This is a genomic window from Flavivirga aquatica, from assembly GCF_001747085.1.
GTDB lineage: Bacteria > Bacteroidota > Bacteroidia > Flavobacteriales > Flavobacteriaceae > Algibacter_C > Algibacter_C aquatica.
On the sequence record NZ_MDJD01000028.1, the window covers coordinates 145,392 to 158,918 of the forward strand.

Annotated in this window: 8 protein-coding genes; 1 reads left to right on the forward strand and 7 read right to left on the reverse strand. The window is 31.9% G+C overall.

Going from position 1 to position 13,527, the window contains the following annotated elements:
- The 3 genes from A8C32_RS05800 to A8C32_RS05810 all read right to left on the reverse strand — a co-directional run bounded on the left by A8C32_RS05800 (window position 1) and on the right by A8C32_RS05810 (window position 2,497).
- Window positions 1-1,089, reverse strand: a complete 1,089-nt coding sequence (locus A8C32_RS05800; protein WP_069829495.1) for an AI-2E family transporter — start codon at window positions 1,087-1,089, stop codon at window positions 1-3.
- Window positions 1,090-1,123: 34 nt separating this feature from the next.
- Window positions 1,124-1,627, reverse strand: coding sequence for a TrmH family RNA methyltransferase (locus tag A8C32_RS05805; RefSeq protein WP_069829496.1), 504 nt, complete (start codon window positions 1,625-1,627; stop codon window positions 1,124-1,126).
- A gap of 165 nt (window positions 1,628-1,792) precedes the next feature.
- The gene (locus A8C32_RS05810; protein WP_432416488.1) at window positions 1,793-2,497 is read right to left on the reverse strand and encodes a DUF4159 domain-containing protein; all 705 of its coding nucleotides are present in this window, start codon (window positions 2,495-2,497) and stop codon (window positions 1,793-1,795) included.
- A gap of 80 nt (window positions 2,498-2,577) precedes the next feature.
- On the opposite strand from A8C32_RS05810, the gene A8C32_RS05815 reads away from it, so the two are divergent.
- On the forward strand, window positions 2,578-3,216 hold the full coding sequence (locus A8C32_RS05815) for a DUF1223 domain-containing protein (protein WP_069829498.1): 639 nt from the start codon (window positions 2,578-2,580) through the stop codon (window positions 3,214-3,216).
- Here A8C32_RS05815 and A8C32_RS05820 read toward each other — a convergent pair.
- The 4 genes from A8C32_RS05820 to A8C32_RS05835 form a co-directional block, all read right to left on the reverse strand.
- On the reverse strand, window positions 3,211-3,921 hold the full coding sequence (locus tag A8C32_RS05820; protein WP_069829499.1) for a 16S rRNA (uracil(1498)-N(3))-methyltransferase: 711 nt from the start codon (window positions 3,919-3,921) through the stop codon (window positions 3,211-3,213). The two genes, A8C32_RS05815 and A8C32_RS05820, sit on opposite strands and share 6 nt — an antisense overlap.
- 11 nt (window positions 3,922-3,932) lie before the next feature.
- Window positions 3,933-4,286 (reverse strand): peptidylprolyl isomerase, encoded by a 354-nt coding sequence (locus A8C32_RS19820; RefSeq protein WP_083253264.1) that lies wholly within the window; start codon window positions 4,284-4,286, stop codon window positions 3,933-3,935.
- A gap of 520 nt (window positions 4,287-4,806) precedes the next feature.
- Window positions 4,807-8,628, reverse strand: a complete 3,822-nt coding sequence (locus tag A8C32_RS05830) for an Ig-like domain-containing protein (protein WP_069829501.1) — start codon at window positions 8,626-8,628, stop codon at window positions 4,807-4,809.
- A 719-nt stretch (window positions 8,629-9,347) separates the two neighbouring features.
- Window positions 9,348-13,481 (reverse strand): Ig-like domain-containing protein, encoded by a 4,134-nt coding sequence (locus tag A8C32_RS05835; RefSeq protein ID WP_069829502.1) that lies wholly within the window; start codon window positions 13,479-13,481, stop codon window positions 9,348-9,350.
- Window positions 13,482-13,527: the final 46 nt, after the last annotated feature.

Below are 13,527 nucleotides of genomic sequence, written 5' to 3' on the forward strand. Positions count from 1 at the left end.
TTATAAATCTTTAGTTAACTTTTTTACAATTTTGTTTTCAGATAAAAATTCTTTTAAAATGACTTTAATAGCAGTATATGCAGGTACAGCGATAATTAAACCAATAATGCCAAATAGTATACCTGTAATTAATATAATTAAGAAAATTTCAAGAGGATGAGATTTTACACTTTTTGAAAATATGATGGGTTGACTTCCAAAATTATCAACCAATTGACCAACCATAAATACAATAAAGACCCAAAAAGTTTTAGGAAGAATAATATTACTAAAACTTTCTCCAAGATTACTGGTCATGGTAAGCGTAAGCATTAAAAAAGCACCAACTAATGGGCCAACATAAGGGATTAGGTTTAATAAAGCACACAAAAATGCTATAACAATAGCATTTTCTACACCAATAATTAAAAGACCAATAGTGTAAATAATAAATAAAATAAGGATTTGAAAAATAAGACCAACAAAATATCTGGATAGTAAATCTTTAATTTTTGTCGAAGAATTTTTCCATCGAGATTCATCACTTTCAGGAATAAGAGTTAAGATGCCTCCTTCAAATAACCTACTATCTTTTAAAAAGAAAAAAGAAATAAAAAGGACAGAAAACAATCCAATGCTAAAGCTGCCTAATCCACTAATAACTGAGTTTAAGAAGTTAGGTATTAAAGCAAAATCTATTTTTGATAATAAGTTAGAATCTTTTAAGGATTGTTCTACATCTATTTGATGCAAATCAAAATAAGTAATAATTTCAGTATATAAATTCTCAATATTACTTTGTAATTCATTAATATTTAAGAGTGATAAGTTTTGCCCTTGTTTAATAACTAAAGGAATAAACAAGCCTACAAGACCTATAAATATTCCCAAAAGTAGTACCATAGTTACTATAACAGCAATGGTGTTTTTAAACTTTAAACGGCGTTCTAAAAATAAAACTATAGGCCTTCCAATTAATGAAATAACGGCAGCTATAGCTATATAGCCAATAACAGATTGTATTTGGTATAAAAGGTATAATACTAAACCAATACCTAAAATTATGGCTATGGCTTTTAATATTCCGTTAGAGATGGTGTTAGAATTCATATAGTAAATATAATAATCTTTTAAATTGAAAAAACTAAAGAAGCTGCTTTGTTATTTCGTAAAGGGCAATATTTGTTGCTTGTACAACATTCATACTACTATTTTGCCCAAACATGTCAATATGAATAATAGCATCAGAATTATTTAAAAGCGTTTCTGAAACTCCAAAGTTTTCATCACCAATAATTAAAGCAATAGGCTTTTCTTTTAAAAACTTAAATGAGTGAATGGGTTTACTCGTCGAAGTTATTTCTAACGAAATAATTTGATAACCATTGTTTTTTAATTGTTCAATAACTTCTGTAGCAGATTCGTTAATTTTATATTTAACCGTTTTTTCTGTAGCTCTAGACGTTTTTGTCATTTTACGCCCTAGTATAATGCCATCTCCACAAAGTATTAATTCTTCAATGCCAAAAGCATCAGAAATTCTAAATAAGCTACCTATGTTTGGGGCATTAGTAACATTATCGCAGACTAGTGTAATAGGAAAAGTGTGCTTTTTAAAATTAGTATTGTAGTGGGTGAGTTGCTTCAAAATTTAATGATATTTATCGCAAAAATAAGATAAATGAGTTGGTGTACGATTTAAGAATGATCTTAAATTACAAATATAAACTCCATACTCACATGAAAAAAAATATTCAGTAAATAGAACGAATATTTCTTTCATAATTATTTGTGAATTAGTTGCTAAACACCTTTAATTATCAAAAACATATTTAATTATATTAGCTCCCATTTTAAGAGCTTTTTCTCTAACATTGGGAGGATCATTATGTATCTCAGGATCTTCCCAACCATCACCTAAATCACTTTCGTAGGTAAATAGTAAAATTAATCTGTTTTCTTGAAAAACACCAAAAGCTTGTGGTCGTTTACCATTATGTTCATGTATTTTAGGTAAGCCTTTAGGAAATTTGTATACATTATTAAAGATCTCATGATTTGTGGGTAATTCCACTAAATCTTTATTTGGAAATACTTTTTTTAGTTCTTTGTTAACATATGGTTGCATACCATAATTATCATCTATATGTAAAAAACCGCCAGATATTAAGTAATTACGTAAGTTTTCGGCATCTGTTTCGCTAAAAAATACATTTCCATGTCCAGTCATGTGTAACATAGGGAATTGAAAAATATCTGTACTACCAACTTCAACCGTCTGTGGTTTAGGTGTTATTTTGGTATTTATATTTTCATTACAATACTTGATGAGGTTAGGTAGGGCAGTAGGATTACCATACCAATCGCCACCTCCTTTATATTTAAGTATGGCTAACTCTTGAGCAAAACTGCTGGTTGTTAAAGCTATACTAAAAACAAGTAGCGCTGTAAGATTTGTGAATTTGAACGAACTAAATATCATAATTCCAAAAATAAAAAGAATTACTATGCAAAACATGTTTTTAACTCTAATTATGGTATTAATAACTATACAACCTATAAAAAAAAGAAGCATTTGAGCCTTTAGTTGTTTTAGAGTTGTTTACTTCTCAAGGGTGTTCGAGTTGTCCACCAGCAGATAAACTATTAAATAGTGTAAAGGCAAGTTATAATTCTAAGAATGTTATTGCCTTGTCGTATCATGTAGACTATTGGAATTATATAGGTTGGAAAGATCCCTTTAGTAAAAAAAGATTTAGTGATAAACAGCGAGCATATGGTAGTAAATTTTATAGTAGTACCATTTATACACCTCAAATTGTAGTTAATGGTAAAGAACATTTTGTTGGGTCTAAAAAAGAAATATTAAAAGATAAACTAAAAACATATTTAGGAAAACCATCAGGAAATAAGATAGTTATAACTCAGATAGAAAAAAATGCAAATCAAGTTAGTTTTAATTATAAAGTAGATGGAACTATTGCTCATAAAATATTGAGAGCTGCTTTAGTTCTTAATGAAAGAACCACATCTGTTAGTCGTGGTGAAAATAAAAATAGAGTTTTAAAAAATTCGAATATCGTTGTTGAAGAAGTTTATATAGATTTGAATGATGCTACAGGAAAAGCCAATATTACGATACCGCAAATTGTTAAAGAAGCGGACGAATTGGCTTTAGTGACTTTAGTGCAAACAAATAGTTTGGATATTACTGGAGGTTTTCAAACAGGGTTATAACTCATTTACAAATGCTACACTGTGACAAGCCACAATAGCTGCGGTTTCGGTACGTAATCTGGTATTTCCTAGAGTAACAGGTATAAAATTGTTATTAATAGCAGTTTCAATTTCTTTGACAGAAAAATCACCTTCTGGACCAATTAAAATAGTAATATCTTTTTTAGGTTTTAGTTGTTGCTTTAATGATTTTTTATTGGTTTCCTCGCAATGAGCAATAAACAAATCACCTTTAAAATCTTGTTGTTTTATGTAATCTTTAAAAGTAATAGCATTATTAAGATTTGGCATATAACAACTTAGAGATTGTTTCATTGCCGACTGTAGAATACGTTCAAAACGTTCTGGTTTAATAATTTTACGTTCACTATGATCGCAGATAATAGGAGTAATACTATCAATGCCTATTTCGGTTACTTTTTCTAAAAACCATTCATATCTATCATTCATTTTTGTAGGAGCAACAACCAAATGTAGATTATAATCATGTTTAGGTTGAAGTTTTTTAGAAACGATATTGGCAGCACATTTGTTAATATTTGGTATAGTTACTTCAGCAGTAAATAGCCAACCTTTACCATTTGTAATATATAGGGGGGCTCCAATAGTTTTTCGTAACACTTTTACAATATGTTTACTTTCTTCTTTTTCAAAAGAAAATAATGTAGTGTTTTCGTCTATGTTTGGGTTGTAAAAAAGTTGCATTACTTCTTTGGTTATAAGATTTTTAAAATTGTAATTTCAGAAATATTTTTTGGCTCATATGTTTTTAGTATGGCATAATACCAGTTTTGTGAAGCAATGTCAATTGTGAAAATATCATCTACATTATGGTCGCCATTAATAATTTCGTTTTCAAAATCTTCATGTGTTTTACCTTCAGTAAACCAACCTAAATCACAACCTCTTGTTGCATTATCATACATCGAATAGCGCTTTGCTAGAAAGTTAAAAGGGGTGACATTTTTGTAATCGTTAATTATTTTATGTCTCAAGGTGTTTAAATGTGTTAAGCTATATTTTGATTTATCTAAATTGGTGTATGAAGCTCTGTAATATGTTGTTTTTATTTTATCTACGACTTATATAGGTTTTACTAAAGTTGTTTTTTATAGTTTTTACACCTCCTTTTGAAAGTTTAAAAAGATCTTTAGCTAAAACCGTTTTATGTTTTTCTTGGTTAAAGGTAATTAATTTATTTTTTTTAGATTTTAAATAGTTTTCTATTTGTTCTGGAGTTTCAATAGTAGCTGTCTTTTTTTCTGTTGATTTCTAGCTAATAAAAAAAAGGATACGCTAATAAATAATAAAGCGAGTAATTTTTTTGCATAAATATGGGCTTAGTTCTGGGGCGCGAATTTAATAGTATTAACGAAAAATATACATAATTGGAAAATAAAATTTTAAAAGAGTTATGAAGCGAACTTATTGTTAATAAATAGGAGAGGGGTAATAAGAAATAAAAATAAATTTTTGTTGATCGATAATATAATACTGTTACTATAATATAAAAAAAGAACCCCCTGATAGTTCAGAGGGTTCGATTTTACTATCTCTATTTACTTTAGAGACCGTTTTGTGAAATTATTATTACTTTACAATTTTCTTGATAAATTGTTTTCCATTTACATTAACTTTTAAGATATAAATACCTTTAGCATTTAATGCAGAAGAAGGAATAGTTATAGTCTTTTCATATGATGTTCCAGATGTAATAGATCTACCATTCATGTCTGAAATAATATAAGAAGCAGATCCTTTTACACCAGATAAATCAACTGTTAAATCCTTATCTCCAAGAGGACTTGGATAAGCAATTAAATTAGGTTTATCTACATTAATATCATTACTTAATACTAATTTTGCTGGTGCATTTACGATATCAGCAAACTTTATTTTTTTATCAATATTTGTTGAATAATTACCACCTATAGGACGTAATGCTGTAACAAATTTGTAATTTGAATCAACAGTTAATCTTTTAGGCGTTTTTACATTTACAGTAACAGTTTTATTAGTTCCAGGACCTACCGTAATAGTTTGATCTGCAATGTGATTATCAGTAGGGCTTTTTAAAGCGACGTTAATATCTCTTTCTACTTTAGCTGAGTACGTTACTTGAATAGGGAAAGTAGTTTCTTTGTTTCCAAACGAAGCAGGGAAATTAGAAAATGCTATTGATTCCGTATTAGGAATTGGATCTGGATTTGAAACTCCATTACAAGTAAACTCTAATTTAGTCCATCTACCTCTTGAGTATGCCGTAGTATTTCCTTCAGGTATAGTCCCATTAGTGTGAGAATTAAATTCAACTTGAATAGGATCTCCTTTTTTCACATTTATGCCTGTCCAAGTTTTAGTAGTAGGTGTATAATCAACTGTTGTTGTTGGGTTTTTATATGTTCCAATTACAGTACCTCCAACTTTAATTCTATAAGTAGATTCTCCGTCTAATTCAGCTAAAGTCGTAATGGTAATATCGTAAGTACCATCAGCTCCAGCAAAGTTTTGAGCAACGGCAGCAAACTTGTTTTTATGTTGAGCAGCGTTTATAGCCAAGGCATTTTCTGCAACATGTATATATGCTGGAGAGAACCCAGCTATTCTAGCAGTAGGGAAATCTACAGCGTTTAAAGATAAATCAGAACATGTAGTAGGGTTTGGATCTGGGTCAGGGTTAGCTGGTTCGCAGTTTCCTTCTTGTTTAGATTCAGGAGTGTTAACATTTTTAGCAGCATCAGATTGGTTTGCTTTGAATAATGTTAATCTATCTACACTGTGACCATTAGATCTACCTCCATATTCAATAGTATATTCTCCAGCTGTAGGGAAGTCAACCCATATACTCATACTGTTTATTTTTTTACCACCTTGATGAGTTTCACCAAAACATTCGTATACAAAATCAGACTTTTGCACCCAAAGTTTAGTATGTTTAGTTAAGGTATATTCAGTACCACCTTTTTTACCATAAAATCTAGCTCCGTTATCTTTTATAAGTAACCAACTATCATTTGCAGCATCTCCAGTAGTAGCTTTAGGGTCTCTTACATTTCTCCATATAAATTGATATTCACCAGGGTTATTAATTTTGATTTTGTAAGCCACTGTGTGAGCAGCTACTTGAGCACCATAATGATCAGGTCCATTGTATCTTAAGTAACCAGTTCCAGTAGGGTTTGTTGTTCCTACTTTTCCAGTCTCAAGAGTAAACAAGGCCTCGTCATAATTTTGAACATTTTCAGCTTCTATAATAAGTAAACCATTTTTTTCTTCAAAAGGACATCCCGTTTCAACAACAGGAGCCGCAGTTACAGTAACAACAGCACTACTAGTAAAATCACCATCTTGAGTAGTACCAGTTATAGTTACTTCACCTTTAGCTACAGCAGTAATAATACCATTAGAATTAACAGTAGCTATACTTGGGTTACTTGAATCCCAAGATACCGTTTTATCCGAAGCATTGTTTGGAGTAATAGATCTTACTAAAGTAAAAGTTTTACCAGCTTCTATTGTTACTTTAGCAGGAGTTACATTAATACCTGTAACCGCTACATTAGGACCTCCAACTTTAGTAACTAATGCTACCCAATCAGAATTTGTATTATTAGGAGGATTTCCTATACTTTTGTTTCCACCACCGGTAATAGTTCTAACAGATCCATTTTGTAAACTCCCCCCATTTCTAGGGTTAAACCATTTAACTTTAAAGTTTCCTGATTGACCAGTAAGGTTTAAGTTTGAAGAACCTCCGTTTTCTAAGTAAATAATATATGTTTTACCTTCTTGAGCTAAACATCTGTTTTTATTACCACTAGCTAAAGCATCGTTGTTTTGCATTTTCCAATATTCAAGAGCATTACCTTCAAAAAATTGTAATATTGCAATTTTAGACCAGTCAAATAAAGTAGCAAATCTATTGAAGTTTTCAGTTCTAAAATCTCCATTTTTCCCACCATACCACATAACACCAGCACCACCAGCGATAAGGCCTTTCCAAAGAATTTTTGTTCTAGCCTCAATTTTTACGTTGTAATTACTAATGGATTCAGAAGTAAACATTCCAGTATCCCCAGGATTTTGTTCATCACTAGCAACCACCCAAGGAATATTATTGTTTTTTGATTTGTTAATCCAAGTTTTTATTCCAGATTTCCCATCATATGCATCATCATAATTATTTGATCTAGAACTTTGAACAGAAGCCCCAGTTAATTTGGCATTGTTATTAATTAGGTAGTTATAGTATTTTTCATGTCTACCTGGATATGTGTGAAGTACTCTGTGATTTTGCCAAGGGTCTATACTAGCTAACCAATTTATTCTAGGAATTACATTAGCAGGAGCAGCATCGTTATTGTTGTCATCATTTCCATATTCTTCAGAGATATTCCACTCAATGGCTAAATGATGTCCATATCTAGCTACCATTTCACGATAGTATACCTTAATTTGATCGAATGATAGTTTTTTATAGTTTTCAGCTTCCGCTAATTTAAAGTGAAGCATAAGGCCATTTTTTTCAGCATGGTCAAAAACAATTTCCCATTGTTCAAGTTTAGACACATCATACCTAAACTTATCTCTAGGATCTGTCCATGGAAATACATTTGTATCATCCCCACCAAACAAAGACATAGACATGGAGTTCATTTGTTGATTTTTTAAATAATTAACAGCTCCAATAAGGTTTTTACCTTTGTTGCCATCCCATGTAGGGTCTCCTGTATTCCAATCGCTAGAATGAGGACTAAACGAGTGTTCTGTACATTTTGTACAATTGTTTTTGTTGACGTCATGGTCAAAACCTTCGTAGTTAAGTAAGTTCTCAGGAGAGTCGGGTCCAAACTTTAAGAAATGTTCTCCAGTTTCTGCCCATTTTAGGTAACGTCTCTGATTATTGGTACCAGTTTTTTGATATTGCAGACGCCCTTTAGCTCTCAAGTCAGGAAGCGTAGCATTTGTAGCAGTAACATTTCCAATAGTACCAGTTAAGTTATGTGTTGGATTAGGTAATTGGTTCACGTTTTTTAAAGCGACATCATTTCCTGTGTAATAAAGTACTTGATATTTCCAATTACCAGTTTGGTATGGTCTTAGGTAGGCTTTAAAAATTTTACCAGACTTGGCATTGGTATTTGCAGCATTGCCATCTGCAGCGAAAAAACCAGGAACTCTAATTTTTTTTCCACTAGGGTCTGTGAAAAGGACATCCATTCTTGTGTTTCTAAAGCTAGTGTTTGACTCAGTTACGTTTGATGGAAGTGTAAGCGAAAGGACAATTTTATCCCATTTTCGATAGGGCGATGTACCATCGACATCGACAGTTTGACCATACCCAGAAAAGGATAATGAGGTCATTAAAATTACTAATAGCATTAAACGTGCTATTGGGGCTAATTTAGTCATAATAATAAATTATAGTTAATAAATATCTTAGTTGTCTATCAGCTAAGGTTTTAGGTTTCATATTACATTGTGATAATAAAATATGTTTAAGTTCTTACTTACATCTACGAAGGTTTTTAAGAAAAAGTTTATTGCTTTGTAGGATTGTTTATATTTCAGTATAATGGATGGTTTATGTGTGTTTTATTTATTATAATTGTTAATTTGTTTTTAAAAACTAAAATAAATAGTTATAATTTTATCAATAATTAATATTTTATTAAAGTGTTTATGTTTTTTTTAAATATAAACCTCTTAAAATTATCTTGAGGGAGCGATTTAATTTTTTAAAAACTTCAATGGTGTATTATCTTATGATTTTATTTATGAATCGTTGCCTATTAATATTTTATATGTAGATTTAGGTTTTAGAAAATTTGAAGGAATAGTGATGAATGATAGTGTTATCTGAATCTTCAGATGTAATTGATCTACCATTTATATCTGTGATAATGAATGAAGCCAATTCTTTAACATCTGTTAGTCCTAATATTAGGTTTTGATCACTAGCTGAGATTGGATTAATTTTAGAGTAGTATTCCCCGTGACTGTAGACTTTTTAGTTACTTTACTTAAAAGAGTTTAGGTATTTGAGTTTCTTTAAAGAACAAACCCCCTGATAGTTCAGAGGGTTCGATTTGTGTCTCTTTTTAGTTTAGAGACAATTTTGTAAACTATTATTATTTTACAATTTTCTTAATGAATTGTTTTCCATTTACATTAACTTTTAAGATATAAATACCTTTAGCATTTAGTACAGAAGCAGGGATAGTAATTGTACTTTTATCTGATATTCCAGATGTAATAAACCTACCATTTATGTCTGTAATAATGTATTTAGCAAATCCTTTTACGTTTAATAATTGAATTGTTAAATCTATATTATTTACATGTGTAGGGTAAACAGTTAAATTAGGTTCTTTTATAGAAGTTTTTTTGCTTAATAGAAGTTTTGCGGAAGCAGTAACAGTTACGTTGTTGATTTGTTTTGTATCAATATTAGACATCCAGTTAGTTCCTTCGGGTCTGATACTTGTTTTCCAAATATAATCAGTTCCTAGTACAGGATTAGCAGGAAGGTTTACTGTTATTGTAGTTTTACCACTTCCTACAGGAACAGTTACTTTTCCAGAAGCTATCCATTTTGTTTTCCAGAATTCTACTATAATGTCTCTAGATTGGCATGCAGTATATGTTACATCTATATCGTAACTTTTACTTGCCGCTATTGATGTGGGAGGTGTGAAATTAACACTATCTTCACAAGTCTGTGCTGTTTCGATATTAAATAAACCAACTTTTTTGTCAATATTTGTTGAATAACCACCACCTACAGGACGTAAAGCGACAACTAGTCTATAGTTAGAATCGGTAGCTAATGGCGTTGGAATCGTTACATTTACAGTAACAGTTTTATTAGTTCCAGGACCTACCGTAATAGTTTGATCTGCAATATGATTATTAGTAGGGCTTTTTAAAGCGACGTTAATATCTCTTTCTACTTTAGCTGAGTACGTTACTTGAATAGGGAAAGTAGTTTTTTTGTTTCCAAACGAAGCAGGGAAATTAGAAAATGCTATTGATTCCGTATTAGGAATTGGATCTGGATTTGAAACTCCATTACAAGTAAACTCTAATTTAGTCCATCTACCTCTTGAGTATGCCGTAGTATTTCCTTCAGGTATAGTCCCATTAGTGTGAGAATTAAATTCAACTTGAATAGGATCTCCTTTTTTCACATTTATGCCTGTCCAAGTTTTAGTAGTAGGTGTATAATCAACTGTTGTTGTTGGGTTTTTATATGTTCCAATTACAGTACCTCCAACTTTAATTCTATAAGTAGATTCTCCGTCTAATTCAGCTAAAGTCGTAATGGTAATATCGTAAGTACCATCAGCTCCAGCAAAGTTTTGAGCAACGGCAGCAAACTTGTTTTTATGTTGAGCAGCGTTTATAGCCAAGGCATTTTCTGCAACATGTATATATGCTGGAGAGAACCCAGCTATTCTAGCAGTAGGGAAATCTACAGCGTTTAAAGATAAATCAGAACATGTAGTAGGGTTTGGATCTGGGTCAGGGTTAGCTGGTTCGCAGTTTCCTTCTTGTTTAGATTCAGGAGTGTTAACATTTTTAGCAGCATCAGATTGGTTTGCTTTGAATAATGTTAATCTATCTACACTGTGACCATTAGATCTACCTCCATATTCAATAGTATATTCTCCAGCTGTAGGGAAGTCAACCCATATACTCATACTGTTTATTTTTTTACCACCTTGATGAGTTTCACCAAAACATTCGTATACAAAATCAGACTTTTGCACCCAAAGTTTAGTATGTTTAGTTAAGGTATATTCAGTACCACCTTTTTTACCATAAAATCTAGCTCCGTTATCTTTTATAAGTAACCAACTATCATTTGCAGCATCTCCAGTAGTAGCTTTAGGGTCTCTTACATTTCTCCATATAAATTGATATTCACCAGGGTTATTAATTTTGATTTTGTAAGCCACTGTGTGAGCAGCTACTTGAGCACCATAATGATCAGGTCCATTGTATCTTAAGTAACCAGTTCCAGTAGGGTTTGTTGTTCCTACTTTTCCAGTCTCAAGAGTAAACAAGGCCTCGTCATAATTTTGAACATTTTCAGCTTCTATAATAAGTAAACCATTTTTTTCTTCAAAAGGACATCCCGTTTCAACAACAGGAGCCGCAGTTACAGTAACAACAGCACTACTAGTAAAATCACCATCTTGAGTAGTACCAGTTATAGTTACTTCACCTTTAGCTACAGCAGTAATAATACCATTAGAATTAACAGTAGCTATACTTGGGTTACTTGAATCCCAAGATACCGTTTTATCCGAAGCATTGTTTGGAGTAATAGATCTTACTAAAGTAAAAGTTTTACCAGCTTCTATTGTTACTTTAGCAGGAGTTACATTAATACCTGTAACCGCTACATTAGGACCTCCAACTTTAGTAACTAATGCTACCCAATCAGAATTTGTATTATTAGGAGGATTTCCTATACTTTTGTTTCCACCACCGGTAATAGTTCTAACAGATCCATTTTGTAAACTCCCCCCATTTCTAGGGTTAAACCATTTAACTTTAAAGTTTCCTGATTGACCAGTAAGGTTTAAGTTTGAAGAACCTCCGTTTTCTAAGTAAATAATATATGTTTTACCTTCTTGAGCTAAACATCTGTTTTTATTACCACTAGCTAAAGCATCGTTGTTTTGCATTTTCCAATATTCAAGAGCATTACCTTCAAAAAATTGTAATATTGCAATTTTAGACCAGTCAAATAAAGTAGCAAATCTATTGAAGTTTTCAGTTCTAAAATCTCCATTTTTCCCACCATACCACATAACACCAGCACCACCAGCGATAAGGCCTTTCCAAAGAATTTTTGTTCTAGCCTCAATTTTTACGTTGTAATTACTAATGGATTCAGAAGTAAACATTCCAGTATCCCCAGGATTTTGTTCATCACTAGCAACCACCCAAGGAATATTATTGTTTTTTGATTTGTTAATCCAAGTTTTTATTCCAGATTTCCCATCATATGCATCATCATAATTATTTGATCTAGAACTTTGAACAGAAGCCCCAGTTAATTTGGCATTGTTATTAATTAGGTAGTTATAGTATTTTTCATGTCTACCTGGATATGTGTGAAGTACTCTGTGATTTTGCCAAGGGTCTATACTAGCTAACCAATCTATTCTAGGAATTACATTAGCAGGAGCAGCATCGTTATTGTTGTCATCCTTTCCATATTCTTCAGAGATATTCCACTCAATGGCTAAATGATGTCCATATCTAGCTACCATTTCACGATAGTATACCTTAATTTGATCGAATGATAGTTTTTTATAGTTTTCAGCTTCCGCTAATTTAAAGTGAAGCATAAGGCCATTTTTTTCAGCATGGTCAAAAACAATTTCCCATTGTTCAAGTTTAGACACATCATATCTAAACTTATCTCTAGGATCTGTCCATGGAAATACATTTGTATCATCCCCACCAAACAAAGACATAGACATGGAGTTCATTTGTTGATTTTTTAAATAATTAACAGCTCCAATAAGGTTTTTACCTTTGTTGCCATCCCATGTAGGGTCTCCTGTATTCCAATCGCTAGAATGAGGACTAAACGAGTGTTCTGTACATTTTGTACAATTGTTTTTGTTGACGTCATGGTCAAAACCTTCGTAGTTAAGTAAGTTCTCAGGAGAGTCGGGTCCAAACTTTAAGAAATGTTCTCCAGTTTCTGCCCATTTTAGGTAACGTCTCTGATTATTGGTACCAGTTTTTTGATATTGCAGACGCCCTTTAGCTCTCAAGTCAGGAAGCGTAGCATTTGTAGCAGTAACATTTCCAATAGTACCAGTTAAGTTATGTGTTGGATTAGGTAATTGGTTCACGTTTTTTAAAGCGACATCATTTCCTGTGTAATAAAGTACTTGATATTTCCAATTACCAGTTTGGTATGGTCTTAGGTAGGCTTTAAAAATCTTACCAGACTTGGCATTGGTATTTGCAGCATTGCCATCTGCAGCGAAAAAACCAGGAACTCTAATTTTTTTTCCACTAGGGTCTGTGAAAAGGACATCCATTCTTGTGTTTCTAAAGCTAGTGTTTGACTCAGTTACGTTTGATGGAAGTGTAAGCGAAAGGACAATTTTATCCCATTTTCGATAGGGCGATGTACCATCGACATCGACAGTTTGACCATACCCAGAAAAGGATAATGAGGTCATTAAAATTACTAATAGCATCAAACGTGCTATTGGGGCTAATTTAGTCATAATAATAAAGATTTAATGTTAAAAAATTACCTTAGCTGTCTATCAG